Source organism: Corallococcus sp. CA047B (genome assembly GCF_003612065.1).
Classification (GTDB): domain Bacteria; phylum Myxococcota; class Myxococcia; order Myxococcales; family Myxococcaceae; genus Corallococcus; species Corallococcus praedator.
In genome coordinates, this window is the sequence record NZ_RAWD01000124.1 from 1 (window position 1) to 25379 (window position 25379).

19 protein-coding genes and 2 pseudogenes are annotated in these 25379 nt (G+C 68.7%); 14 read left to right on the forward strand and 7 right to left on the reverse strand.

The window, feature by feature from the left end:
* From D7X74_RS20095 to D7X74_RS20115, 5 genes and pseudogenes are all read left to right on the forward strand, one after another.
* A pseudogene (locus D7X74_RS20095) lies at positions 1-633 on the forward strand (serine/threonine protein kinase); the annotation flags it as partial.
* A gap of 113 nt (positions 634-746) precedes the next feature.
* Positions 747-2645 carry a serine/threonine-protein kinase gene (locus tag D7X74_RS20100; RefSeq protein WP_120534600.1) on the forward strand — a complete coding sequence of 633 codons (1899 nt, stop codon included), beginning with the start codon at positions 747-749 and terminating at the stop codon, positions 2643-2645.
* A gap of 111 nt (positions 2646-2756) precedes the next feature.
* A complete protein-coding gene (locus tag D7X74_RS20105; protein ID WP_120534601.1) occupies positions 2757-4568 on the forward strand; it encodes a serine/threonine-protein kinase in 1812 nt (603 codons plus the stop codon).
* Positions 4569-4638: 70 nt separating this feature from the next.
* Entirely contained in the window at positions 4639-6561 is a 1923-nt protein-coding gene (locus D7X74_RS20110; RefSeq protein WP_120534602.1) for a serine/threonine-protein kinase, read from the forward strand.
* Positions 6562-6660: 99 nt separating this feature from the next.
* Positions 6661-6873, forward strand: coding sequence for a hypothetical protein (locus D7X74_RS20115; protein ID WP_120534603.1), 213 nt, complete (start codon positions 6661-6663; stop codon positions 6871-6873).
* Positions 6874-6939: 66 nt separating this feature from the next.
* Here the strand turns inward: D7X74_RS20115 and D7X74_RS20120 are convergent, their stop codons facing one another.
* On the reverse strand, positions 6940-7746 hold the full coding sequence (locus D7X74_RS20120) for a pseudouridine synthase (RefSeq protein WP_120534604.1): 807 nt from the start codon (positions 7744-7746) through the stop codon (positions 6940-6942).
* A 144-nt stretch (positions 7747-7890) separates the two neighbouring features.
* Between D7X74_RS20120 and D7X74_RS20125 the strand changes: the two genes are divergently transcribed.
* Positions 7891-9159 carry a threonine/serine exporter ThrE family protein gene (locus D7X74_RS20125; protein WP_120534616.1) on the forward strand — a complete coding sequence of 423 codons (1269 nt, stop codon included), beginning with the start codon at positions 7891-7893 and terminating at the stop codon, positions 9157-9159.
* A 6-nt stretch (positions 9160-9165) separates the two neighbouring features.
* Here the strand turns inward: D7X74_RS20125 and D7X74_RS20130 are convergent, their stop codons facing one another.
* Positions 9166-9582, reverse strand: coding sequence for a DoxX family protein (locus D7X74_RS20130; protein ID WP_120534605.1), 417 nt, complete (start codon positions 9580-9582; stop codon positions 9166-9168).
* A 151-nt stretch (positions 9583-9733) separates the two neighbouring features.
* Here D7X74_RS20130 and D7X74_RS20135 point away from each other — a divergent pair, with 151 nt between their 5' ends.
* Complete coding sequence (locus D7X74_RS20135; protein ID WP_120534606.1) at positions 9734-10912, forward strand: AI-2E family transporter; 1179 nt, start codon at positions 9734-9736, stop codon at positions 10910-10912.
* 13 nt (positions 10913-10925) lie between these two features.
* Here D7X74_RS20135 and D7X74_RS20140 read toward each other — a convergent pair whose 3' ends face one another.
* From D7X74_RS20140 to D7X74_RS20155, 4 genes are all read right to left on the reverse strand, one after another.
* On the reverse strand, positions 10926-13115 hold the full coding sequence (locus D7X74_RS20140) for a peptidase (protein WP_120534607.1): 2190 nt from the start codon (positions 13113-13115) through the stop codon (positions 10926-10928).
* 135 nt (positions 13116-13250) lie between these two features.
* A complete protein-coding gene (locus tag D7X74_RS20145; RefSeq protein WP_120534608.1) occupies positions 13251-13871 on the reverse strand; it encodes a glutathione S-transferase family protein in 621 nt (206 codons plus the stop codon).
* Between the two features lie 191 nt (positions 13872-14062).
* On the reverse strand, positions 14063-15772 hold the full coding sequence (locus tag D7X74_RS20150) for a lamin tail domain-containing protein (RefSeq protein WP_370450782.1): 1710 nt from the start codon (positions 15770-15772) through the stop codon (positions 14063-14065).
* A gap of 202 nt (positions 15773-15974) precedes the next feature.
* Positions 15975-16451, reverse strand: a complete 477-nt coding sequence (locus D7X74_RS20155; RefSeq protein WP_370450781.1) for a YqaA family protein — start codon at positions 16449-16451, stop codon at positions 15975-15977.
* 189 nt (positions 16452-16640) lie between these two features.
* Here D7X74_RS20155 and D7X74_RS20160 point away from each other — a divergent pair, with 189 nt between their 5' ends.
* The 7 genes from D7X74_RS20160 to D7X74_RS20190 all read left to right on the forward strand — a co-directional run bounded on the left by D7X74_RS20160 (position 16641) and on the right by D7X74_RS20190 (position 25051).
* Positions 16641-16943 (forward strand): hypothetical protein, encoded by a 303-nt coding sequence (locus tag D7X74_RS20160; RefSeq protein WP_120534610.1) that lies wholly within the window; start codon positions 16641-16643, stop codon positions 16941-16943.
* 338 nt (positions 16944-17281) lie between these two features.
* On the forward strand, positions 17282-18607 hold the full coding sequence (locus tag D7X74_RS20165) for a putative sensor domain DACNV-containing protein (protein ID WP_120534611.1): 1326 nt from the start codon (positions 17282-17284) through the stop codon (positions 18605-18607).
* Positions 18608-18749: 142 nt separating this feature from the next.
* The gene (locus tag D7X74_RS20170; protein WP_158620489.1) at positions 18750-20141 is read left to right on the forward strand and encodes a PLP-dependent aminotransferase family protein; all 1392 of its coding nucleotides are present in this window, start codon (positions 18750-18752) and stop codon (positions 20139-20141) included.
* 32 nt (positions 20142-20173) lie between these two features.
* Positions 20174-22405 carry a DPP IV N-terminal domain-containing protein gene (locus D7X74_RS20175; RefSeq protein ID WP_233602175.1) on the forward strand — a complete coding sequence of 744 codons (2232 nt, stop codon included), beginning with the start codon at positions 20174-20176 and terminating at the stop codon, positions 22403-22405.
* A 58-nt stretch (positions 22406-22463) separates the two neighbouring features.
* Positions 22464-23036 carry an imm11 family protein gene (locus D7X74_RS20180; protein ID WP_120534613.1) on the forward strand — a complete coding sequence of 191 codons (573 nt, stop codon included), beginning with the start codon at positions 22464-22466 and terminating at the stop codon, positions 23034-23036.
* Positions 23037-23134: 98 nt separating this feature from the next.
* Complete coding sequence (locus D7X74_RS20185; RefSeq protein WP_120534614.1) at positions 23135-24469, forward strand: AHH domain-containing protein; 1335 nt, start codon at positions 23135-23137, stop codon at positions 24467-24469.
* Between the two features lie 168 nt (positions 24470-24637).
* The gene (locus tag D7X74_RS20190) at positions 24638-25051 is read left to right on the forward strand and encodes an imm11 family protein (RefSeq protein WP_341870470.1); all 414 of its coding nucleotides are present in this window, start codon (positions 24638-24640) and stop codon (positions 25049-25051) included.
* Between the two features lie 3 nt (positions 25052-25054).
* Here the strand turns inward: D7X74_RS20190 and D7X74_RS20195 are convergent.
* A pseudogene (locus tag D7X74_RS20195) lies at positions 25055-25379 on the reverse strand (MFS transporter); the annotation flags it as partial.

Sequence of the window (25379 nt, forward strand, 5' to 3'; positions counted from 1 at the left end):
CCTCCGCCCTCGCCCCCGAGCCCGAGCCCGAGCCCGGTGGAAGAGAAAGCGGTGGCCGAGCTCCCGCCCGAAGAGCCTACGGCAGCGCCGGAGGTGGCGCGTCCCGCTCCCGCGTCCAGGAAAACCGCCGCGAAGCCAGGCCGCGCGACACGCGCCAAGACCGCCGCAGCTTCGGCCACCGAGGAGGTCAGTGCGCCGGTCCCCGTCGTCACGGCCAGCAATGCCCCGGTGGCACCGGCGCCTGTCATCGAGCACGAGCCCGTCGAGCCCAAGGCCCCCGAGGCGAAGAAGAGTGTCTTTGACCTGGTGAAGTCCAAGAAGAGCGAGGTCGAGCAGAAGGTCACCGAGCTGGTCAAGACCAAGCAACAGGAGGTCCAGCTCAAGGTCTCCGGGCTGGTGCAGAACCGGCAATACGGCGCCGCGCTGGAAGCGGCCAACGACTGCGCCGCGAGCAACCCCAACATGCCGGAGTGCCAGCTCATGCTCGGGGACATCCACGGCAAGCTCAACCACCGGGCGGAGAGCGAAAAGCATTACGCGAAGTTCCTCACGCTCGCCCCCGCGGCGCACCCCCAGCGGGCCCGCGTCGTCGAGCTCCTCGGCAACGCCAGCGCTACCCGGACACCGGAATGATCCATTCTCTCCACCCGGACTCTTTCCACTCGCGGACACGCTGAGCGGCCGGGCAGGTGAAGAAAGCCATCCATTCAACCCAGGATGGAATCTGGGTTTAAGATGGACGGCCCATGGCACTGCAAGCGGGCGACGTCTTCGGAAGATATGAGCTGGTGTCCTGGCTGGGCCGGGGCGGCATGGCGGAGACGTGGCGCGCGCAGCTCGTAGGCGACGCGGGGGTGACCAAGCCCGTGCTCATCAAGAAGGTCCTCCCCGAGTACGCGGACGATGAGGCCTTCATCTCCATGTTCATCAGCGAGGCGCGCATCTCCGCCACGCTGTCCCACGGCAACGTCGCTCAAGTGTTCGACTTCGGCCGGGTGGATGGTGAGTACTTCCTCGCCATGGAGTTCGTGGACGGCCAGCCCCTCCACCGCGTCCTCAAGCGCGCGATGAAGAGCGGCCTGGCCGCCCTGCCCGTTCCCGTGGCGGTCTTCATCGCGATGGAGATGTGCCGGGGGTTGCACTACGCGCACTCGCGCACGAATGGCAGCGGGCAGCCCCTGGGCATCGTCCACCGGGACATCTCTCCAGACAACGTGCTCGTCGGCTACGAGGGCCAGGTCAAGATCGTCGACTTCGGCATCGCCAAGGCGCAGTTGCTGCGAGGCTTCAAGACGGCGCCCGGGGTGGTGAAGGGCAAGTACCTCTTCTTCTCGCCGGAGCAGGCGCGCGGCGAGGACGTGGATGCGCGCACCGACGTCTGGGCCACCGGCGTCGTGCTGTATGAACTGCTCTGCGGCAAGCTGCCCGTGGAAGGCCCTCCGCACGTGGTGATGATGCGGGTGGGACGCGGGGAGATCCCCGCCCCCAGCGTGCTCCGGTCCGATCTGCCGAAGGAATTGAATGACATCGTGATGAAGGCGCTGACCCCTGACCGCGAGGCGCGCTTTGAATCCAGCCATGCGTTCGGGGACGCGCTGGCGGGGTTCCTCTATTCGAACTTCCCGCGCTTCTCCGCGATGACCATCGCGAACCTGCTGCGCGTGCTGTTCCGGGGCGACCTGGCGCAGGAGGGCCGAGAGTTGTCGGTGCCGGGCTCCTTCCTGGAGGAGATGAAGTCCTGGCGCGAGCCCACGGTAACGCAGCAGCCCACCCCACCGCTCCCGATAGAGGAGCGTCAAACCCGGCGGGTCCCCGCCGTCAAAGCGCCTGTCGCGAAGACGACCGAGCACCACCAGGAGCTCGAGGCATCGCTCGGCATGTCACGTCGGATGATCCAGGGGTTCACCGCCGGCGGGCTTCTGACCGTGGGGGCATGCCTCTGGCTCCTGCTCGACTCTCATTCGCCTCCGCCCGCCGTCGCGGCACCGCCTCCCATCCCCTTCCGTCCGACGGTGGCGGCCAAAGCGGTCATTGCGACGCAGCCTCCACGAAACCCCGTGGTGGAGATTGATGACGAAGCGACCTCTGTCCGAGGAATGCTGCTCGCCATCAATCGGGCCTCCAGGGCAGACAACCCTGAAGAGGCGCTCAAGGTGGCCAATCGCTGCACCGAGCGTTATCCCAATAATCCGAACTGCAAGAGCGCTCAGCAAGTCGCTCAGTCGAACCTCGACCGTGCCAAAGAGATACAGCGGGAACAGGACGCGCCCAAGACAGTCCCCCACTCAGCCGCTGTCGACAACCTCCCAGCCCTTGCAACGGCTGCCACGATTGAGAAGTCCCTCAACGAGATACAAACTCGCGTCTTAGAGCTCAACAAGCAAGGCAACATCCAGGACGCCCTTGAAATCGCTCAGGCCTGCGCGGACAGGGCGCCCAAGGTCCCTGAATGCCACCTCATGCTTGGCGTCCTCTACGCCAAGAACAAGAACTTCACGAAGAGCGAGCAGCACTACGAACGTTTCGTGATGCTCGCTCCTCCTGACCATCCCAAGCGAAAGCGCGTCGTCGATATACTCAGCAGCACGAGCACTCGCGCCAGCGACACCAGGGAGCCCGCCAGGGTCCCCAACTCGCCGGAGTAGGCCCTGCTGTCGCCAGACGCCTTCCACGCGCTGTCACGATGAGCGACCCGGTCGAAGAAGAGCGCCGTTCGTTCGGCCCCACGCGGAATCTGGGTCTAGGATGGACGGCCCATGGCACTGCAAGCGGGCGACGTCTTCGGAAGATATGAGCTGGTGTCCTGGCTGGGCCGGGGCGGCATGGCGGAGACGTGGCGCGCGCAGCTCGTAGGCGACGCGGGGGTGACCAAGCCCGTGCTCATCAAGAAGGTCCTCCCCGAGTACGCGGACGATGAGGCCTTCATCTCCATGTTCATCAGCGAGGCGCGCATCTCCGCCACGCTGTCCCACGGCAACGTCGCTCAAGTGTTCGACTTCGGCCGCGTGGACGGTGAGTACTTCCTCGCCATGGAGTTCGTGGACGGCCAGCCCCTCCACCGCGTCCTCAAGCGCGCGATGAAGAGCGGCCTGGCTGCCCTGCCCGTCCCCCTCGCGGTCTTCATCGCGATGGAGATGTGCCGGGGCCTGCACTACGCGCACACCCGCACGAATGGCAGCGGAAAGCCGTTGGGCATCGTCCACCGGGACATCTCCCCGGACAATGTGCTCGTCGGCTACGAGGGCCAGGTCAAGATCGTCGACTTCGGCATCGCCAAGGCGCAGTTGCTGCGAGGCTTCAAGACTGCCCCCGGGGTGGTGAAGGGCAAGTACCTCTTCTTCTCCCCGGAGCAGGCACGCGGCGAGGACGTGGATGCCCGTTCCGACGTCTGGGCCACCGGTGTCGTGCTGTATGAACTGCTCTGCGGCAAGCTGCCCGTGGAAGGCCCTCCGCACGTGGTGATGATGCGGGTGGAGCATGGGGAGATCCCTGCCCCCAACCTGCTGCGGCCGGACCTGCCGAAGGAATTGAATGACATCGTGATGAAGGCGCTGACGCCGGACCGGAATCAGCGTTTTGAATCCAGCCATGCATTCGGGGACGCGCTGGCGGGGTTCCTCTATTCGAACTTCCCGCGCTTCTCCGCGATGACCGTCGCGAACCTGCTGCGCGTGCTGTTTCGGAGCGACCTGGCGCAGGAGGGCCGCGAATTGTCGGTGCCGGGCTCCTTCCTGGAGGAGATGAAGTCCTGGCAGGGAGCGGCGGCACCGGAGGCGCCCGTGGAGAAGACGCCGGCGCCCCTTGAAGTCGAAGCGCCGGCCGGCCTGTCGCGTCGGTGGGTCCAGGCCTTGAGCGCGGGAGGGCTGCTCACCGTGGGGGCCTGCTTCTGGCTCGTGATGGCGCCGCTTTCTCCCCCACCCCGAGCCGTGGCCCCACCGGCCATTCCCATCCAGCCCCATTCGCGCCCCTCGCCCGCGGACAGTGAACCCTCACCGGAGCCCGCGGGAACGTCAGCCCCTCAGGACAAGGAAGCAGACGAAGTCAGCGGGATGGCGAAGTACGTCCACGAGGCCTCCGACAAAGAGCAGATCGAGGCAGCCATCGACATGGCCAACCTCTGCAAGGAGAAGTACCCCAGCAATCCCGAGTGCGCTGACCTCCTGCGGATCGCACTGTCCAAGTCCGCCATTTCGAGATTGGAACGGCAGCCCGGGGGAAACCTTCCTCGCGCGAGGATCAACGGAAGCCGTGTGCCCCTGGCGGTGAACATGGGGACGAACATGCCGATCCAGGAACTCCAGGCTCGCGTCTCAACGCTCAACCAGCAAGGCAAGACCATGGGGGCACTCGCACTCGCCCAGACCTGCGTGGAGAGGGCCCCCAGCGCCTACGAATGCCACCTCATGCTCGGCGTCCTCTACGGCAAGCTCATGGCCTTTGAAAAAAGCAAGAAGCACTACGAGCGGTTCCTGGGCCTCGCCCCTCCGGATCACCCCAAGCGCGCGCGCGTCGCCCAGATCGTCGACTCCGTCAGCAAGACGCCCAGCGCCACCGACACGCCGCGGTGAACGTTCCCTCGGGGAGAAGCGCACCGTTCGTTCGGCCCCACATGGAATCTGGGTCTAGGATGCCCACCTGATGGCACTGCAAGCGGGCGACGTCTTCGGGCGGTATGAGCTGGTGTCCTGGCTGGGCCGGGGCGGCATGGCGGAGACGTGGCGCGCGCAGTTGGTGGGCGACGCGGGGGTGACCAAACCCGTCCTCATCAAGAAGGTCCTCCCCGAGTTCGCCAACGACGAGGCCTTCATCTCCATGTTCATCAGCGAGGCGCGCATCTCCGCCACGCTGTCCCACGGCAACGTCGCTCAAGTGTTCGACTTCGGCCGGGTGGATGGCGAGTACTTCCTCGCCATGGAGTTCGTGGACGGCCAGCCCCTCCACCGCATCCTCAAGCGCGCGATGAAGAGCGGCATGGACACCCTGCCCGTCCCCGTCGCGGTCTTCATCGCGATGGAGATGTGCCGGGGCCTGCACTACGCGCACACCCGCACGGACAACACCGGAAAGCCGCTCGGCATCGTCCACCGTGACATCTCCCCGGACAACGTGCTCGTCGGCTACGAAGGCCAGGTCAAGATCGTCGACTTCGGCATCGCCAAGGCACAGCTCCAGCGAGGCTTCAAGACCGCGACCGGGGTGGTGAAGGGCAAGTACCTCTTCTTCTCCCCGGAGCAGGCCCGCGGCGAGGACGTGGATGCCCGTTCCGACGTCTGGGCCACGGGCGTCGTGCTGTATGAACTGCTCTGCGGCAAGCTGCCCGTGGAAGGCCCTCCGCATGTGGTGATGACGCGGGTGGGCAGTGGCGAGATTCCCACCCCCAACGCGCACCGGCCGGACCTGCCGAAGGAATTGAATGACATCGTGATGAAGGCGCTGACGCCGGACCGGAGTCAGCGCTTTGAATCCAGCCATGCGTTCGGAGATGCGCTGGCGGGGTTCCTGTATTCGAACTACCCGCGCTTCTCCGCGATGACCGTCGCGAACCTGCTGCGCATGCTGTTCAAGGGAGACCTGGCGCAGGAGGGCCGCGAGCCGGCGGTGCCGGGTTCCTTCCTGGAGGAGATGAGGTCCTGGCAGGGACCGGCGGCGAGGCCCGCACCCATGGCACCGCCCGCGTCCGTGCCCGTGCCCGTGCCCGCATCGCCGCCCGGCCTGTCACGCCGGATGGTCCAGGGGCTGGTCGGAGCAGGAGCCCTGCTGACGGCCGTCATGGGGCTGTCGATCTTCATGGTCCTGGAGCAGCCTTCGCACCCCGTCCCGGACGCCGCCCCTCCGGCCAGTCCCATCCTCCCGCCCAAGGGATTCAAGGCGCCCACGCGTCCCGTGGCGGAGAAGCCCCGCGAGGTCGAAGTCCGCCCCGTCGAGGAGTACCAGCAGGACGTCTTCGCCTACATCAAGAAGCAGGATCTCAATACGGCGCTGGTCCATGCCAATTCCTGTCTGGTCAAGCATCCCCAGTCCGCGGAGTGCCATCTGATTGTCGCCGTCATCCACGGACGCTTCGGGCAACGCAAGGCAAGCCGGCACCACTACCGGATGTTCTTGCAGTTCGCGCCCGAGGACTCGCCCCTCCGGGAGCGTCTCACCGCCATCCTGGAGAAAGATGGCGACATCCAGAGCGACTCTCCCGATCCCACCTGGCTCTTCGAGGTGCTGCCCCTGCGCACGGCGTCGCCTCCCCCGACCCCGACTCCGACCCCGAAGCCCGTCCCCAAGGCAGTACCTGCCCAGGTCGTGGCTCCCAGCGAAGCCAGCCAACTGCACGAACTCGTCGAGAAGCTGATCACCCAGAACCGCTACACGGAAGCCATGGAGCAGGCCGCGCGCTGCGCCGACCGCCATCCCCAGTTCGCGGATTGCCAGCTCTCGCTGGGCTACCTCCATGGCAGGCTCGACAACCTCGCGCTGAGCCAGCGGCATTACGCCCGGTTCCTGACCCTGGCCCCCCAAAGCCATCCTCAACGTTCGCGCGTCACTGCAATCCTTCGCGAACAGCAGTAAGCGTTTCCCACCAGGGGCCTCCCGACGGGAAGACACATCAGACATGGGATATCCTGGCGCCGCGCCCATCCCCAGGGCGCGACTCCAAAGGACTCCAAGATGAAGAGAAAGCTGATCACCGCGAGCGTGTTCATGTTCGGTCTGCTCGTCGGAGGCGCGTCCGCCACGGCATCCAGTCCCGCGAAGGATGCTCCCGTGCCTGGCATCACGGAGGAGATGGCGCGCTGCGTTTACGAATGTACGAGCGGCGGACAGAGCCACACCGTCTGTTGGAACTGCTGCGTGCGCAACATCTGCGAACTGGCGGAGTGAGCAGTCCATTCCATTGAAGCCAGCGACATCACCGCCTGGGATGGGCTGGGGGAGCACCTGCCCCTTTCAATCCCAGGCGGCACCGGAGAAGCCCAGGCCCTCCGCCACCTCCGCGTCCGTGAGCGGACGGAAGGCGCCTTCCGGGACATCCAGCACCACCTCTCCCACGGCTTCGCGATGCAGCGTGAGCACCGGGTGCCGCACCGCTTCGAGCATCCGCTTCACCTGGTGGTGCCGCCCCTCGGTGAGCGTGAGCACCACGACGTCCGGCTCTCGCAGCGCCGCGCCCGCCAGCCGCGTGGGACCGTCCTCCAGCTCCAGGCCCATCCGCAGCCGCCCCAGCGTCTCCTCCGTGGGCAGGCCCTCCACGCGCGCCACGTAGCGCTTGGGCAGGTGCGTCTCCGGCGCCGTCGCGTGCCGCACGAACTGTTCGTCGTTGCTGAAGAGCAGCAGGCCCGTGGTGTCCCGGTCCAGGCGGCCCACGGCGTACCACTCGAAGCCGGCGAGCTCCGGGGGCAGCACCGCGCGCAGCCGCTCAAAGACGGTGCCCACGCCTTCGGGGTCGGAGCCGTGCACCACCGGCCCCGCGGGCTTGTGGAACATCAGCGCCCACACCCGCGACGTCAGGGCCCGCTCCACGCCATCCAGGCGCACGCGGGACTCCGGCCGCACGGGCGCGAAGAGGTCCGTCTGCACGCGGCCATCCACCTCCACCCGGCCGTCGCGGATGGCCTGCTCGGCCTCCGCGCGCGGCAGCACGCCGGCCCGGCCCAGGGCCCGGGTCAGCCAGTCCGTCCGCGCGCCCTCGGGCACGCCCGGCCCCCGCCGCCTCGCGGCCTCCAACCATCGCGGTGTCCGTTGCTTGCGCGCCATGCACCCTCCTCCAGGGTTGCCGCCCGCTGTATCAGATGCGTGACGCCCTGGGGGTTCCAGGCCTGGCGGGCATATGAGGGCGAGCAGGAGGGCTTGCGGCGCCGTTTGACTCGCCCTGACGGCTCTGCGCATGTGCGCGCCGCCGTGTCCACGCGTCCCTCCGAAACCGCCGAAGCCCCGCCCGAACTCCTCGCCGCGCTCGCGCCGCCGCCTCCCGGCCCCGCCGTGGCCTTCGTGCTGCGCCTGGGCCACGCCCTGCACCGCCACGGGACGCCCGCCCACCGCCTGGAAGGGCTGATGCAGCGGGTGAGCGAGCGGCTGGGCCTGGAGGCGCGCTTCTTCTCCACGCCCACCTCCATCTTCGCCTCCTTCGGCCCGCCCGAGGACCTGCGCACCAGCCTCATCCGCGTGGAGCCCGGCGACATGGACCTGGAGCGCCTCATCCTCCTGGACATGCTCGCGGACGACGTCATCCAGGGGCGCCTCACGCCCTCGGAGGGCGCCACGCGCGTGGAAGCCATCCTCGCCCGGCCCCAGCGCTACGGCCCGGCCCTCCAGTTGCTCTGCTGGATGCTGGCCGGCGCCTCCGCCGCCATCCTCTTCGGGGGCGGCTGGAAGGAGATGGGCGTCGCGGGCTTCAGCAGCCTCTGCATCGGGCTGGTGGACCTGGCGACGCGCAAGCAGCCCACCACCGCGCGCGTGCTGGAGCCCGTGGCGGCCGTGCTGTCCGCCGCGTTCGCGGGCATCGCCGCGCACTCCTTCGGTCCCCTGCACGGAGAGGTGGCCACGCTCGCGGGCCTCATCGTCCTGTTGCCCGGGCTCACGCTCACCATCGCCGTCAATGAGGTCGCCACGCGCAACCTCATCTCCGGCACGTCGCGCCTCACGCACGCCGCGCTGGTGTTCCTCCAACTGGGCTTCGGCGCGGCCCTGGGCAGCCGGGTGGCCACGGTGCTGCCTCCGCTGCCCGTCGGTCCCCTGCCCACCGTGCTGCCGACTGGCACCGCCGTCGCGGCGCTCGTGGTGGCGGGCTTCGCCATCGCGGTGCTCTTCCGCGCCCGCCCGCGCGACTGGGGATGGATTGCCCTGGCTGGCGCCGCCGCGTTCGGAGGCGCCCGGTTGGGGACGCTGCTGTTGGGGCCGCAGCTGGGGGCCTTCGTCGGCGCGCTGCTGCTGGGCATCGGCAGCAACGCGCTGGCGCGGCTTCGCAACCGTCCGTCCGTCACCACCGTGGTGCCGGGCCTGATGCTGCTCGTCCCCGGCAGCGTGGGCTTCCGCAGCCTCGCTTCGCTGCTGGAGCGCGACGTGGTGGCGGGCGTGGACACCGCCTTCTCCATGCTGCTCGTCGCGGTGGCGCTGGCGGCGGGCCTGCTGTCCGCCAACGCCATCATGCCCCCGCGCAAGGTGCTCTGAAGCGAGCTACGAAAGGCGCAGCAGGTACACGCCCGCGAGTGCCACGACGAAGTACGGCACCAGCACCGCCGCCCCCGCGTACTCCTTCGCCATGCGCTGGCCGAAGAACAGCGCCAGCAGCGACACCGCCGACAGCACCGCTCCCAGGTACGCGAGGAACGGACTGCCCGTGGCCACGAGCGCCACCGCGCCCGCCGCGCTCAGCGCACCGGCCGCCAGCTCCATCAGCGTGATGACCGCCAGCATCGGCGTGACCATGCCCTTCAGGGGCGATTTCGCGAAGTGACCGGTGAGCCACCCCAGGTTCCCCTTCCAGTCCACGACCTTGTCCAGGCCGGACTGCAGGAAGAGGATGGCCAGGAAGGCGGCGCACAGCAGTTGGGGAAGCCAGAGGGTGAAGCGGGCGGAGTCGAAGGGCGGCATGGCGCCGCACTCTACCGTCCCCTTCGCCGCCCCCAAGTCCGTCGAGCAGGCGGGCAGGCTTCCAGTGGCCTCCCCGGGGGGAATTCCGCCTGCAACATTCCGACCGGGCGGGCTCCCGGGGGAGGGGCAGGCTCCTTAACTTCGGGAGGCCATGGCCTCTGATCAGGTAGCGCGTCGCGTCTTCGTCGGTCTCATCCTGCTGTCCATCCTCCTTCTGTGCCTGGTCATCCGACCGTTCGCGGAGGCGCTCTTCCTGGCGGCGGTGCTGGCCGGCACGTTCCACGGCCTGCACAACCGGCTCAAGCGGCGGCTGCGAGGCCACGGCAACGTGTCCGCGGGCCTCATCGTGTCGGGCATCCTGCTGGCGCTGCTCCTGCCCCTGGGCGGCCTCACCGCCTTCGTCGTCGCGGAGGTGTCCGAGGGCGCGCGCTTCGTGACGCAGACGGTGCAGAAGGACGGCATGGACGGGCTGGTGAACAAGCTCCCCAGCGGCCTCCGGGGGCCCGTGAGCAGCCTCATCGAACGGATCCCCCTGGAGCAGGAGCAGTTGGACCAGAAGCTCCAGGAGCAGGTGACGAGCCAGGGCGGCACGGCCGCGAAGGCCGTGACGGGCGCGGTGGCCGCCACGGGCACCCTGGTGCTCCAGGCGACGATGATGCTCATCGCGCTCTTCTTCTTCCTCACCGACGGCGACCGGCTGGTGCAGTGGGTGGAGAGCGTCTCCCCGCTGCGGCGCGGCCAGACGCGGGAGTTGCTGCGCGAGTTCCGGGGCACGTCCGTGTCCGTCCTCGTGTCCACGGTGGCCACCGCGGGCGTGCAGGCCGTGGCCGCGCTGGTGGGCTTCATCATCGTGGGCGTGCCGGCGCCGCTGTTCTTCGCGGGCCTCACCTTCTTCTTCGCCCTCATCCCCGCCGTGGGCGCGGCGGTGGTGGTGCTGCTCGCCTCGGGCCTGATGTTCTTGAGCGGGCACCCTTGGGCGGCGCTCTTCCTGGCCATCTGGGGCGTGGTGGTGGTGGGCCTGGTGGACAACGTCGTCAAGCCGCTGCTCGCGAAGAAGGGCATGAACCAGCACGGCGCCATCATCTTCTTCGCGCTGCTCGGCGGACTCGCGGCCTTCGGCGCGGTGGGCCTGCTGCTGGGGCCCCTCATCGTCGCCTTCTTCCTCTCCGTGGTGCGCATCTTCGAGCGCGACTACGGCCGGCCCAACCCCCGCCTGGGCGACCCGGCCACCCCGGGCGGCCCTCCGGTGGACCCGGAGGACCGGCGCATCGTGCTCACGTCGGAGTCGGGGGAGGCCATCACCGACGTGAACCTCCCACCCAAGCACTGAAGCCCCTGACGCTTCAGGGCGTGGACTTCTTCGGCGCGGCCCCCTTCGTGGTGGGCGGCGCCGAGGTCGCTTCGGTCCCCAGCGCGCGGAACGTCTCGCGCAGCGCGTCCGGCGACGCCGCCAGCTTCGGGGCGACGGTCCGGGCCTCCGCGGGCGACAGCTGTCCCAGCAGGCTGCGCTCCAGGTGCTGATCCACGAAGGCCTGGGTGGAGTCCTCCTTCAGGTCCACCACGTCGCCCTTCGCGTCCAGCACCGGCACCACGCGCGGCGAATTGAACAGCACCACCGTGGGCACGTCCACGGCCTTCACCCGGCGGGCGACCTCGTCGCGCAGCTTCGGGTCGAAGTGGATGCCCTTCTGCTGCACCAGCGCGCGGATGCCCTCGTAGTCCCCGGTGGCCTTGATGACCATCAGGCGCGAGAGCAGCTCGCCCACCGCCTCGCGCATCTTCGCGTAATCCGGAACGGTGAGGTACGTGCGGCCGTTCTCCACCACCGGCTTCACGACGCCCTTCTCCTCCAGGAACGTCACCGTCATGTGATGGCCGCGCTGGTGGTCCTCCTCGAACGCGTTGCCCGTCTCCACGCGGCGCAGGTTGGTGAGGCCCTCCACCAGGAAGTCCCGGTACATCTGCTTCGCGATGGCGTCGTGGTCCGGCGACAGCTCCGCGAGCGCCGGGTCGAAGGCGTGCCACAGCGCCACCAGGTCCGCGCGCGCCTCCTCCAGCGTGTTGTCGTACTCCTTCAGGAAGACGGACGGGGACTGGCCCTTGAGCTTCGCGTCCACCTGCCCGGAGGCGTGGCCCAGCACCTCGTGGAAGGCCACCAACCACTTGCGCGCGGTGACGGAGTACTTCCGCGCCTCCTCGCGGTCCTCCGCCGTGCGGGAGAACTCCAGCGCCAGGGGCAGCCGCGTCACGGCGGAGGCGGTCTCCATCACGTTGGTCACCATCACGCTCTTGCTGCCGTATTTCTCGCGGATGTGCTGCTCGTTGGGCAGGTTGATGCCCGCGGGCGGCTGCGGGTAGGCCGTGATGAAGTTGATGGCCTTGGCCACCGGCAGCGCGACCTTCTTGCGGCGGTACTGCTCCGGCCAGGGCAGCCGGTCCTCGAAGTACTGGGCCTTGCGACCCATGAGCTCCATGATCTGGTTCTCCTTCGCGTCGCGGTAGTTGATGAGCCCTTCCCACTGCCCCTTGTGGCCGCGCGGGTCGACGTACGTCTCGATGAAGCCCAGGTTGAGGTCCACCTTCGGATCCACCTTGAGCCACGCGATGTTGTACGCGTCCCAGTCCTTGGGGCTGCCCGTCTGGAAGTAGCGCACCAGCTTGCCCAGCGAGGCCTTTTGCGCGGGCTCCGCGGACTTCATCGCCTCCTGGATGTGCGCGATGACGCGCGACAATTCCTTCGCGTACAGCCCCGGCTTCACCTTGCCGTCCGGCGTGCCGGCGCGGAACACCTGCTCCACCAGCTTGCCGTTCTCCTTCACCACGCGGGAGTTGAGCGGGTACTTCTCCTGGAAGCCCTCCAGGTCCTTCAACGTCACGCCGGGGCCATAGGCGGTGTTGGAGGAAGCGGTGAGCAGGTCCTGCCCCGGGGGCGGCGCCTTGGAGGTGAGCTGCGGTTCGAAGGCCGCGTCGAAGAGGGTGGGCTTCAATTCCTGGAGCCAGACCTTGAGCGTGGCCTCGTCCTTCACCGGATAGGGAGCGCCGGCCGCGAGGGCGCGCGTGGCGGCCGCTTCGAGCTGCTCGGCGGTGAAGCCCGGGACGAACTTCTGGCCGGTGGTGCTGTCGTGGTTGCCGCCATGGCCATAGAAGCGCATCAGGTACTCCGCCAGCTTCGCGTCGAAGCCGGACGCTTCACTCCGGGCATCCCGGCCGAAGAGCCAGGCGCCTTCGAGCAGCCGCTTCGCCGGCACCAGCTTCCAGCCGAGCTGGTCGTACGCGATGTCCTCGCCCGCGTGCGCCGCGAGCGTCAGGGACCACGCCACGCGCTTCTCCTGGGCGGACAGCTCCGCGACGCCGGGCGCGAACATCTGCGCGACGGCGGTGTTGCCGGAGCGGGCGCGGAGGAACTTCCCCCCAGGCACGGTGAGGCTGGGCTGCGCGACCTGGGCGGGCGCCGGCTTGGACGTGGCGGGCGCCACAGAGGGCGGCGTGGAGGGCGCGGCGGCGAGGACGGCGGCCAGCAGCAGGGGCTTCATGGAGGCTCCAGGGGGATGTGACCGGGGACGTGGCTATCGCGCGCGCGGGGTGGACTCAAGCCGCGCGCGCCCGTGCCCCCTCACGGGCGCACGGGATGTTCATGCTTCAGGCAGACGGAGCGGGGAGCGCCTTGTTCAACGGCCCAGCGCGTACGGGCCGCCCTTCTCCACGGCGCGCTGGTAGGCGGGGCGCGCGTGCAGGCGGTCCAGGTAGGCCGTCAGGTTCGGATACTCCCCGAGCAGCCGGAACGCGCGCGCGGACTCCAGCACGAAGCTGTTCTGCAGGTCCGCGCCCGTCAGCGCGTTGCCCACCAGGAACTCGCGGCCCTGGAGCACGCCTTCCATGTAGCCCAGGTGGTTCTTCAGCTCCGAGTCGATGCGCGGCATCAGCGGCGCTCCGGCGTCACCCAGCCGCTTCACGTAGAGCCGCTGCATGATGGGCAGCATCGCGGAGCCTTCCGCGAAGTGGAGCCAGTACGTGTACGCGTCCTGGTCTTCGGGCGCGGGCGCGAGCCGTCCCTTGCCGTGGCGACGGATGAGGGTCTCGATGATGGCCCCGGACTCGGCCAGCATGCGGCCGTCGTCCTCCACCACCGGCGACTTGCCCAGCGGATGGATGGCCTTGAGCTCCGGCGGGGCCAGCCGCGTCTTCGGGTCCCGCTGATACCGGACGATTTCGTAGTCCAGCCCCAGCTCCTCCAGGAGCCAGAGGATGCGCTGCGAGCGCGATTCATTGAGGTGATGGACCTTCAGCATGGGAGGGGCTCCTCGCGCCCGCATCCGGGACGCACACGGAGCGACTCTCCCAGTTCGTCCCTGCCCCCGTCGCGGTCCCCGCGCACGGTGTTCATCAACGGACCGCCCCCGGGCCGCCCGCCAAAAAAAACCGGGCCCGAAAGGCCGCCCGTGGAGGCGACACTTCCGGGCCCGGTTCCCACCGAAGCCTTCTAGAACGCCGAACCGCTCGCGCGCTTGCCGGGCGAGCTGGCCGTGCCGGACACGGCCGTGTGCAGCGCGAAGCTGGCGCTGGCGCTCGCGTCCGGGCTGCGGTTGGCGGACACGCCGTCCGTGCCCGCGACCCCCGAGGCGAAGGTGGCCGAATCCACCGTCGTGCCGGACGCGCTCTTCAGCGTCACGGTGTCACCGCTGTTCGACAGGCCCAGCGTGCCCGTGGACGCGGCCACCGCGCCCACCGTGCCGGCCGGAATGCCCGACGCGCCACCGAACACCACCACCGCCTTGCCCGCCGCCACCGTCGTGCCGCTCGCGAAGGTGTGCCTCACGCTGGCGCTGTCCGACAGCGTGTAGCCGCTCAGGTCCACCGCCGCCGTGCCGGTGTTCACCAGCTCCACGAACTCCCCGTTCACATCCGAGCCCGCCTCGTTCAGCAGCACCTCGTTGATGAACACCTGCCCGGTGCCGCCGGAGCCGCCCGTGGTGATGGCGAAGGCGCTGTTGCTCAGGTCGTTGAGGGCGGCGTCGCTCGCGTCGCTCACCCGCACCCAGGCGTTGGTGCTGGCGCTGCCGGGCACCGTCCACGCCACGCTCCCGGAGGCCGCGCTCGTGCTGGTCGTCACGGCCGTCCAGGTGGAGCCGTTCAGCGAATACTCCACCTTCACGTTGGAGATGCCGGACGACGTCCAGGTGATGGTGCGCGAGGAGCCGCCCGTCCAGCTCTCACCGCCGTTGGGTGACAACACCGTCACGGAGCTGGAGGTCGTGCCATCCCCCGGGACGAGGAAGTCCTTGATGATGCCCATGTGCTGCATCCCGGAGGCGCCGCTGTCCCCCGACACCGCGGGAGAGATGTCGGAGATGGGCGAGTACACGCGCGTGTCCACGACCAGGCCGTTGGCGAAGGTGCTGGAGCCGATGACGACCGACGTCTGGTAGGCGCGCAGGTCGCTGTCCACCAGCACGTGGTCGTACGGCGAGCTGCGGCCCGCGTTGGTGTTGGTGTTGCCATTGCGGTCCGCCGGATACGGCGACGCCGTGGACACCACGCTGGAGAAGGTGCTGAAGGTGGCCTCGCTCCGGCTGCCGGTGTTGAAGTCACCGCCAATGGCCAGGAAGTCCCCGGCGGGCACGTTGGCGTTGATGAACTTCACCAGGTTGGACGCCTCCGTGTTGCGCGTGCCCGAGCTCGTCGTGAGCAGGTGCACGCTCACCACCCACAGGTCCTTGGGGCCCGGGATGTTGATGCGCGCCCACGCGAAGTCGCGGTTGGACACCTGCGTGTCGTCCCACTCGCCCGCGGCGATGATGGGGTAGCGGCTGATGATGCCGTTGGGGATCTGCGCACCGGCCTCGCGGTAGTACGAGAAGCCGGTGCCGAAGGCCGTGTCCACGAAGCTGCGGATGTCCGCCGCGGAGTCCGTCTTGTAGTTGAACTCCTGGATCATCACGACGTCGGCGTCGGTGCCCTGGAAGATGCGGATGCCGTGGCCCGGGTCGTAGTCCTGGCCGGTGCCGCTGCTCAGATTGGCCGCCATCAGCCGCAGGCGGACATTGGCCAGCCCATCCTCATGCGTCGCCAGCTCGGGCGCGGTCTCCTCCGACGCCTCCGTCCCGCCGCACGCGGCCAGCGCCGCGCACAACAGCGAGAACGACCACGTTCGCCAGGAGGCGGCAGGCCGCCGGAAGAGGTCTTGTTTCAGGCTCACGGTGTTTCATCCTGCTCCCGGAAGAACCAGGAGCCGTAGGGGGTCTGGGACGTCACGGCAGCGCCGCGCACGCAGTATTCCGCGTACACGACGCCCTGCGCGTTTATCCGTCACAAACTTTGAAACGTTGCGTGAACCGACGGCCAACGGTCACCCGCGACTCGGGGGCCGGGCGCTGTATTACACATTGTTACAGTTACATCGCGGCGGTGGTGGAGAGCGCTACGAACGCGTAGCGGATGCCCTTGCCCAGGGTGACGAAGAAGATGAACGGCACGGGGCGCACGCCCACGAAACCGCCGGCGAGGACGAACGCGTCACCCAGGATGGGCAGCCACGACATGAGGAGCGCGGGGGCGCCCCAGGTGCGCAGCTTCTGCTCGGTGCGCGCCATGCGGGGGCCTTCCTTCGCCCGCCTGCGCGCGATCCAGCGCCCCACGGGCCCACCTCCGCCGCGCGACACCCACTGCCCCAGGATGTAGAGCGTCAGGGCGCCCAGCACGTTGCCCACGGTGGCGACCACGGTGGCCGTCACCGGCGGCGTGCCATTGTAGATGAGCGCGGCGAGCATCGCCTCGGAGGGCACCGGCACCACGGAGCCCGCCAGCATCGCGACGAAGAACATCCCGGGCAGGCCCCAGGTGGACAGCGTGGTCGGCTCGGGCACGGGCATGGGTGAGGCGGGCCATACACCCGGGCTGGCCGTTCGTCTTGTCCGCCGTGTCGGGCCCCGCCCGCCGCCCTGCCCTCCAGGGCCACGGGGTGTCCGTCCCCGGGGGCGGCCGTGGAGGGTGGGTTGTAGGCGCGGGTGGGGGTCCCCACCCTCCCGGACATGCGACGAGCTTCACGGGAGCGACCAAGCATGCGGTCCATCGACACCGAGGACGAGCGGATCGCCTCCCTGCTGGTCGCGGACAACCCGGACCTGCCCTTCGAGGGCTCCCGAGACGTGGAGGTGCGGCTGCGCGACGGACGTCGCTTCGTCCTCACCGTGCACACCCTGGAGGCGCTGGAGGCGCGGCTGGGGGGCTCACCGTCCTTCGTCGCGCCCCGCATCGTCCTGGTGCGGCGCATGTCGGATGGGGCGCTGTTGCACGCGGTGCGCTCGGCGTTGGATCAGGGCGTGGAGCGGTTCGGCACGCTCCAGGCGTTCATCGAGGAGTAGGCGCCTCCGGCGGCGTGAGCCCAGTCATCATCCACGTGAGCTCCTGGTGCTTCGCGTGGCCGGGAATGCGCGACGGGGATGGCGCCGCGCTTGCGGACGGCGGCATGGCGAAGGCAAGCCAGGAGGCGGTCAGGAACCGGAGGCGCATGGCGGGTTCTCCTGGAGGCTGGGGAACCCTGGGGACGTCGCCTGATCCGGACAATCCCTTCGTCCCCTCCCTGTCCCGGGCAGTGCTACAGGCCGGGTTCGCGGCGCGAGGATGGAAAGCCGACGCCGCGATGCGGCAGTGACGCGACTTCCCCCGGGAAGCCATGAGGCGTGGGTATGCTGCGCGCCCGATGGATGAGCCCGGCCTGCAATACCCCGGAGAAGCCCTGCGCAGCTGGCTGCGCCAGTTCGCCAAGACGCCCGTGGCCGAGCCGACGTTGCGCCTGCTGGTCGTCCTGGCGGACACGGTGTTCTTCGCGAGCCTGGGCCGGGAGGAGGGCGAGGCCACGCGCGTGCGCATCGCCTACCACGCGCAGGGCCTGCCGGGCCTTCAGGCGGTGCGGGAGACGGTCTTCATCGGCGGTGTGAGGGGCCACCGGCAGGCGTGGGAGACGCTGCCCCTGGAGCCCAAGTCGAGCATCACCGACTTCAGCGTGGAGGCGCTGGTGAAGCTGGCGCCCGCCGCGCACCTGCCGCGCACGGCGGTGGTCGTGGGGCCTCGCGAAGGCAAGCTGCGCATCCAGGGGCTGGCGCGGCGGGTGGAGTACACGGAGTTCCACGCGGAGGGAGAAGAGGACGTCTTCATCCTCCACGCGCCTGAACCGGGCCACCTGGTGGTGAGCACGCAGGGCCGCGAGGTGTTCCGCTACGAGCAGGGAGCACCGGTGCCGCCGGGCCGGCGCGTGGCCCTGCACGACCTGCTCTTCCACGAGGACAGCGCGGTGCGCTCGGCGTTGATGGAGCATTGCGCCACGCTGGTGGAGTCGCTGCCCAAGGTGCAGCCGCTGATGGGCGGCAACCGCGAGTGGTACGTGTCCAACGCGGTGCACGGCCTCATCCGGAAGATGGGCGGACTGCACCACGGCGGGTTGATTGCGTTCCTGCCCAAGCAGCACGACCTGGACCGCTTCCGCACGCGAGGCAAGTACAGCCTGCCGCCCGGGCAGGGCTCGCTGCTGCGCGAGCGGTTGCAGCGCTTCGTCCAGGCCAGAGCGGACCTCATCAACGGCGCCTGGCGCGCGGAGTCCGGGCGGACCGTCTCGGAAGCCGAACCGCCCGAGGACCCGGAGCTGAAGAAGGCCGCCGCCGAGCACGACGACAAGGTGACGGAGAGCGACTTCCAGGCGCTGGTGGAGAGCATTGGCCAGCTCACCGCGGTGGACAACGCGCTGGTGCTGGGGCCGGAGCTGGAGGTGGTCTGCGCGGGGTATCAGATCGCCATCCCGCGCAGCGGCCCGCCACAGGTGTTCGAGGCGCGCACGCTCCAGGGACGCCCCGGGCCGCACTACCCCATCAGCCAGCACGGCTCGCGTCACCGCGCCGCCGCCGTCTTCGCCAACCAGCACTCCGGCGCCATCGTGTTCGTCGCGTCCCAGGACGGCCCGGTCCGCTGTCTGCACCGGCCTCCCGGCAAGAAGAAGGTGCTGCTCTGGAGCCTCCTCCTCACGGAGGACTGAGCCCCGGCGCGGCCTCACCACCGACAGGAAGGGCTTCCAGCGCAGGGCACCGGTACATTCCGGCAATTGTCATGGTACAATCGTCTTCACGTCCCATGACACCTGGACTCCGGCGGGGATGCCGGAGCCGCGAAGGAGCTTCATGACCCGCGCCCCCTGGAAGCCGCGCCTGAAACGGTCCGATGGGCCGTTGTACGCGGCGCTCGTCGACGCCCTCGCGGCGGACATCAGCGCCGGACGGCTGCGGGCCGGGGACCGGCTGCCAACCCACCGGGAGCTGGCGGTCACGGTGGGTGCGTCGCTGGGAACGGTGACGCGGGCCTATGCCGAAGCGGAGCGGCGGGGGCTCATCCGCGCGCAGGTGGGGAACGGAACGTTCGTGCGCGACCTCACGGAGATGGAGCGCTACTCGCCCCAGTTGGACCGGACGCGCATCGACCTGGGGCCCACGGCGGTGCCCATCGTGCCGGGGGACCTGGGACACCTCGCGCTCGCCGCCGCGCTCAAGCAATTGGGGGAGCGCGCGGACCTGACCGCGCTCAGTGGATATCAATCGCACGGGGGTTCCGAGTCGCAGCGGGCGGCGGGGGCGCGCTGGCTCGGGCTCGCGGGCGTGCCCGCCTCCGAGGCAGAGGTCACCGTGTGCGGCGGTGCCCAGCACGCGACCCTGATGTTGTTGTCGCTGCTGGCGACACCCGAGGGCGTGCTGGTGGAGGACGTCACGTATCCAGGAGCGCTCGCCGCGGCGGAGTGGCTCCGGCTGCCCACGCACCCGGTGGCGCTCGACGCGGACGGGCTCATCCCGGAGGCGCTCGCGGAGGCCTGCCGGAAGAGCGGGGCCCGGGTGCTCTACTGCACGCCGACGAACCACAATCCGACCACGGCGATCATGCCGTTGCAGCGCAGGCAGGCCGTCCTGGAGGTCTGCCGTGAGTTCGACGTCGCCCTCATCGAGAACGGGGCCCTGGCGCCACTCGTCGCGAAGGCGCCTCCGCCCCTGGCCGCGCTCGCGCCCGAGCGGACGTATCACCTGGGGAGTCTGTCCAAGGCGCTCCTGCCCGCGTTGCGCGTCGGCTACATCCGGGCACCCGCCCATGCCCGCCTGGCGTTGGAGCAGGCGGCGGCGGCGACGGTCTGGTCCGGCTCTCCGCTGATGAGCGAGCTGGCCTCGCGATGGATCGCGGACGGCACGGCCGAAGCCCTCCGCGATGCACGGAGGTCCGAAGCCATGGCCCGTCAGTCCCTTGCGGCGTCCGTGTTGAAGGGCCATCCGTATGTCGCGCACGCCACCGCGTACTTCCTGTGGATGCCCATTCCCGAGCACCGGAGGGCCACGGAGCTGGTGGAACAGGCCGCCGCTCGGGACGTGCTCCTGGGCCCCGCGCACCTGTTCGCGGCCCGGCCCGGCAACGCGCCCAATGCCCTCCGGGTGTCGCTGGGCGCGGCCAGCTCCCGAGCCGAGCTGGAGCGGGGCCTGAAGACCCTGGCCGAGCTGCTCGAAGTCACGACTCCGGCACCGCGAAGCATGCGCTGACGTCCCGTCCCTTTCCACCTCCGGAACTGCCCATGAACCCTCCCCTGCTTCGTCCAGGCTCGCGCTTCATGCCCCTGTTGTTGCTCGTCCTGGGACTGTTCCTCCCCTGGAGGGCGACGGCGGCGGACGCTTCGGATCCGCTCCAGGAGCGGCTCGACTTCTCCGATGTGGCGCTGAACCTGCCGGCCCGCATCCGGGACACGCTGGCTCCGCCCCGCTGGCTGCCGGAGGGGGAGCGCTTCGTCTACTGGTCCGTGCTCGAACCGCATCGCGACACCTGGGTCCTGGTGGATGCGCAGCGGAAGACCCAGCAGGCCCTGCTGCCCCCCGAGTCACTGCGAGCCCAGCTGACGCAGCTGCTCGGGAAGCCGGTCACGCTGTCTGGCTTCATGCCCTTCACGTTCACGCCCGACGCGGGAGGGATTGTCTTCTCCGTGCAGGGTCGTGCCTTCTCGTTGGGCCTGTCCGACCGCCGCGTCGTGGCGCTCGCTCCCACGGAGCCGGCCGCGCTGTCGCTCGTGCCCGGCAATGCCTGGTCGCCGGATGGCAAGTCCCTCGCGGTGCAACGGGAGGCGGGGTTCGCGGTGGTGGACGCCCAGGGGAAGACGCGGGTGGAGCGCGCCGGCACGGACGACAACGCCTGGCGCGTGCCCGAAGCCGCGTGGTCACCCCAGGGCCGCTTCCTCGCGGTCTGGCGCGAGGACACGCGGGGCGTGCACCAGGTTCCCCTGGTCGATTACGGAAGTGCGCTGGAGAAGGTGACCTGGGCGCCCTACGCCAAGACGGGCACGCCGCTGATGCGCGCGGAGCTGCATTTCGTCGCGGTGGAGACGGGGCAGGTGGTGCCCATGCCGCGCGCGGAGACGGAAGGCTACGAGTGGTTCGCGGGCTGGCGCCCGGACGGAAGCGAAGCGTTGGTGCTCGAGCTGTCGCGCAATGGCAAGCGGTTGGACCTGGTGGCGGTGGAGCCGACGACGGGCAAGCGCCGCCGGGTGCTGCGGGAGGAGCGCCCGGAGAGCTTCGTGGGGGCGCTCGACTTCGCGCTGGATGGGTGGTCCCGGCAGGTGAAGCCGCTGCCGGACCGTCAGCACTTCCTCTGGATGTCGGAGCGGGACGGATGGCGCCACGTCTATCTGTATGACTATTCCGGCAGGCTGGTACGACAGGTCACCCGGGGGCCGTTTCCGGTGCACGGGGTGGTGGGGGTCGCGCCGAAGGGGGATGCCCTCTACGTGATGGCCTCCGCCGAGCGTGAGTCTCCCTATGAACGCGTGCTGTATCGAACCGCGCTGAAGGGAGGAGACCTGAAGCGACTGTCTCCAGAGCCTGGGACGCACCGGGTGGTGATGTCACCCTCCACGCGGTACTTCGTGGATGGGCATTCGACCCGGGAGCAGCCGAGGGTCTGGGATGTGACCTCCACGGACGGGAAACAGTCGTTTCGCTACGCGAAGGCCGACGCGAGCGCGCTGGCGGAGCTGCACTACACACCACCGGAAGCCCTCACGGTGAAGGCGGCGGACGGCACGACGCAGCTGTATGGAGTGCTGTTCAAGCCCTGGGACTTCGATCCGAAGAAGCGCTACCCAGTCATCGATGTCATCTACGCGGGGCCGTTCATCACGGTGGTGCCGTGGGGGTACGTGGGCGGTGGGGAGAGCCTCATCGCCCAGTCGCTGGCCCAGCTTGGCTTCGTCGTGATGGTGTTGGACGCACGTGGCACGCCGGGAAGGAGCAAGGCCTTCCAGGATGTGAACTACGGACGCGTGGGCCAGACGGAGATTCCGGACCATGTCGCGGCGTTGAAGCAGGCGGGCACGAGCCGCCCCTACATGGACCTGGAGCGCGTAGGCATCTATGGCCATTCCTGGGGCGGCTACTTCGCCCTGCGGGGGATGCTGACGGCGCCGGCGTTCTTCAAGGCAGGCTATGCGGGAGCACCGGGGGCACTGACGGAGGAAGCCATCATCAACGAGCCCAACATGGGATTGCTCACGGAGAATCCGGAGGGCTACGCGGCGGGCGCCAACGAAGCGCTGGCAGGGAAGCTCCAGGGGGCGCTCAAGCTGATGCACGGCACGAGCGACGTGAACGCGACGCTGTCCACGACGATGCGGATGGCCCACGCCCTGGTGCGTGCGAACAAGCACTTCGACCTGTTGATCATGCCAGGAGAGGGACACAACCCCAACGGGCCCGCCAGCCGGTACTACATGGACGACGTGCGTCGGTTCTTCCTCCGGGAGCTGGGCGCGCCGCGATAGACGGAGGGAACCCGAACCCGACAAGATGCTCGCCCAGAGACCTTGCCGGAAGAGGAACATGCCCCTGCGCTACTTCCAGCTTTCAGAGGACGTCTATGTCCCAGGTCGCTGGTACCTGGGAGACCCGGTCGATGAGCACTCGGTGGAAGTCGAGGACCCGTGGATGTTCCGGGCTGGGAAGCCTGTTGAGGTGACTGGTCGCCTCCGAATCCCCATTGATGAACCTGGAAGACCCCTGGATTTTTCGGAGGCGGGCATCGGGACCCAGTCCGTCATCCACGTCAAGGTCGCCACGGTCTTCGCGGAACTGGCTCCCGACGACATCCAGCTTTTCGCAGTCGACATCGACGGTCAGCCTGAGCAGTTCAGCATGCTCGTGGCGACGCGGATGATCCGTTGCATCGATGACAAGGCATCGCGGGAAGTGCGGTACTGGGAACCCAAGCACGAGCAGCCGGAAAAAGTGGGGCAGTACATGTCCGTGGCGGGCATGCGCATCGACCCCGCGAAGGTGGGCACAGCCAAGATCTTCCGCACCTGGGGTTGGTCCATCGCCCTCATCGTCTCCGAAGACCTCAAGAACGCCTTGGAGCGCACCGGCGCCACCGGCATGCGTTTCACCGAGGTGTAGTGAGCCCATACCCAGCGCCCGCTCGGACAGGCCCCGGTTCGGCTTGCACGGACTTGCTGCTACCGTGGCGCCCATAGCTGACGTGACTGCGAGGCGACATGACGCGGCTGGGCTGGGCGCTGCTACTGGGGATGCTCGTGTCGGGCTGTGCAACAACGCGGCGCGTGAGCCTGGAGACGGACGACGGCGCACGGGTTGTCGTCACGCCTAGCGAGGAGGAAGGGGCCTCCCTCTCCGCGACCCGGCTCCGGGAGGAAGAGTTCGAGACGGTCGTGAAGGCGCTTGCGCGCGACGTGCGGCCGTCCGCCAACCCCATGCGGGCCGCCCGTGAGCTGTTCGGTCTTCCCGAGCGCAGTGGCCTGTATGGGTTTCACGAGCGGACCCGGCAGATTGTCCCCCTGGGTGAAGAGGAGAAGCGCGACCTGCACCTGCTGAACGCGTCCGACGACCTGACGCGGGGCTACAAGCGCTGGTGCGAGAAGCGGAAACAGTCCGGGGACTGCCTGCGGCTGCTGGAGGAAGGGCCGCTGCTGGGAAGCGACGGCCGCTATGCACTGGCGATGGCCGTGGCCATGGACTCCGTGTGGCAAGAGACGTCCGAGGCCTTGAAGGACATCGCCCACCCGCAGGCCGTGCTGGCCACGCTGACCTCCACCGTGACGATGTACCTGCTGCTCTGGGCACTGCCGGAGCCCTTGTCCAAGGGGCTCGCCGCCTTGATAACCGCCACGGCGATTGCGTACCTGGGCGTGGACACGGTGTGGAGCATCCTCGACGGGTGGCTCACCCTCGTGCGCCACGTGGACGGGGCCACCACCTTCGTCCAGGTGCGCGACGCTGGCGAGGCGTACGGAGAGGTGCTGGGTGAGAACGCGGCACGGGTGTTCGTGATGCTGGCGACCGTGGCCCTGGGCAACACGGTGGGGCTCGCGACGAAGGTGCAGGGGCTGCCCGGCTCCGCACCGGCCGCGATCGTGGTGGAGACCCAAGCGGGCTTCCAGTACGTGGCCATCGGCGGCGTGCGCTCCGTGGCGATGACCGCCGAGGGCTTCACCATCGCTCTCGCCCCCAACGCGGTAGCGATGTCATCGGTGCCCAGGGGGACGCAGCGTCATCATCTGGCCACCATCCGCAACGAGAAGTCCGCCAAGCGCGGTGGGCCGTGGACCCCGCTGTTCCGGAAGCTCTTCAAAAAGGCAGGGATGGATTTGAATGATCCGGAGAACATTGTTGAAGTCAAAGGCCACCGAGGCCCACACCCGCGCGAGTATCATGAGTACGTGATGAGCCGGCTGAGCGACGCCACAAAAAACTGCCGAACCGTGGTGCAGTGTCGCGATGCGCTGACGAGTGCACTCCAGGACCTTGCCGAGGAAGCCAACGCTTCGGGCACGATCCTCAACCGTCTTCTGACCACGCGCAAGGGACGTTAGGGTTCAACCATCATGGCTGCTCGGTACTTTGAACTCAGGTCGGATGTTCAGGAAGAGAACTGGTACCTGGACGACCCGGTCGATGCAAACTCGGTGGAGGTCGATAACCCCTGGATGTTCGGGAACGGGAAACCCATTCCTGCACCCGGCTACCTCCGAATTCCCATCATGGAACCAGGAAGGCCCCAGGACTTCTCCCTCGCGGGCGTAGGAATGACGCCCATCGTCCACGTCAAGATCGCGACCGTGCTCGCGGAGCGCGCTGCCAACGACGTGCAACTCTTCTCGGTCGACATCCAGGGCCACCCCGATCAGTACGTCCTGTTCGTGGCCACCAAGCTCATCCGCTGCATCAACGAGAAGGACTCCGAGGAGATCCGCTTCTGGGAGGCCAGACACGGTCAGCCAGAGCGAATTGGCGAGTACCGCTCCGTGTACGGCATGCGCATCGACCCATCAAAAGCAGGCGACGCCCAACTCTTCCGTCCCTGGGGCTGGTCCATCGCCCTCATCGTCTCCGAGGACCTCAAGGACGCCCTGGAGCGCACCGGCGCCACCGGCATGCACTTCACCGAGGTGTAGACCTCACCCTTCGCGCGGGACGTTGCCTTCCAGCCCCGGCGCCGCCAGCGCCATGCCCAGCGCGGCCAGGGCCGTGAGCCCCGCGGCGATGGCGAACTGCGCGGCGAAGTGCCCTCGCGCCAGCGACAAGGCCGCCACCGCCAGCGAACCTCCCAACAGCCGCATCGAATACAGCGTGCTCGTCACGATGCCCCGGTACTGCCACGGCGCCCGCGACTGCGGCCCCAGCAGGGAGCTGCTCGCCGCCGGCCCCACGCCCATCCCCACCAGCGCCAGGGCCGCGAACGTGGCCGGAATCCCCCACCCTCGCAGCGCCGCCACCGACAAC

Excerpts from the sequence above, each read along its gene's own strand:
- D7X74_RS20100 (WP_120534600.1), top strand. The coding sequence starts at position 747 with ATGGCACTGCAAGCGGGCGACGTCTTCGGAAGATATGAGCTGGTGTCC.
- D7X74_RS20105 (WP_120534601.1), top strand. The coding sequence starts at position 2,757 with ATGGCACTGCAAGCGGGCGACGTCTTCGGAAGATATGAGCTGGTGTCC.
- D7X74_RS20110 (WP_120534602.1), top strand. The coding sequence starts at position 4,639 with ATGGCACTGCAAGCGGGCGACGTCTTCGGGCGGTATGAGCTGGTGTCC.
- D7X74_RS20115 (WP_120534603.1), top strand. The coding sequence starts at position 6,661 with ATGAAGAGAAAGCTGATCACCGCGAGCGTGTTCATGTTCGGTCTGCTC.
- D7X74_RS20120 (WP_120534604.1), bottom strand. The coding sequence starts at position 7,746 with ATGGCGCGCAAGCAACGGACACCGCGATGGTTGGAGGCCGCGAGGCGG.
- D7X74_RS20130 (WP_120534605.1), bottom strand. The coding sequence starts at position 9,582 with ATGCCGCCCTTCGACTCCGCCCGCTTCACCCTCTGGCTTCCCCAACTG.
- D7X74_RS20135 (WP_120534606.1), top strand. The coding sequence starts at position 9,734 with ATGGCCTCTGATCAGGTAGCGCGTCGCGTCTTCGTCGGTCTCATCCTG.
- D7X74_RS20140 (WP_120534607.1), bottom strand. The coding sequence starts at position 13,115 with ATGAAGCCCCTGCTGCTGGCCGCCGTCCTCGCCGCCGCGCCCTCCACG.
- D7X74_RS20145 (WP_120534608.1), bottom strand. The coding sequence starts at position 13,871 with ATGCTGAAGGTCCATCACCTCAATGAATCGCGCTCGCAGCGCATCCTC.
- D7X74_RS20155 (WP_370450781.1), bottom strand. The coding sequence starts at position 16,451 with ATGCCCGTGCCCGAGCCGACCACGCTGTCCACCTGGGGCCTGCCCGGG.
- D7X74_RS20160 (WP_120534610.1), top strand. The coding sequence starts at position 16,641 with ATGCGGTCCATCGACACCGAGGACGAGCGGATCGCCTCCCTGCTGGTC.
- D7X74_RS20165 (WP_120534611.1), top strand. The coding sequence starts at position 17,282 with ATGGATGAGCCCGGCCTGCAATACCCCGGAGAAGCCCTGCGCAGCTGG.
- D7X74_RS20170 (WP_158620489.1), top strand. The coding sequence starts at position 18,750 with ATGACCCGCGCCCCCTGGAAGCCGCGCCTGAAACGGTCCGATGGGCCG.
- D7X74_RS20175 (WP_233602175.1), top strand. The coding sequence starts at position 20,174 with ATGAACCCTCCCCTGCTTCGTCCAGGCTCGCGCTTCATGCCCCTGTTG.
- D7X74_RS20180 (WP_120534613.1), top strand. The coding sequence starts at position 22,464 with ATGCCCCTGCGCTACTTCCAGCTTTCAGAGGACGTCTATGTCCCAGGT.
- D7X74_RS20185 (WP_120534614.1), top strand. The coding sequence starts at position 23,135 with ATGACGCGGCTGGGCTGGGCGCTGCTACTGGGGATGCTCGTGTCGGGC.
- D7X74_RS20190 (WP_341870470.1), top strand. The coding sequence starts at position 24,638 with ATGGAACCAGGAAGGCCCCAGGACTTCTCCCTCGCGGGCGTAGGAATG.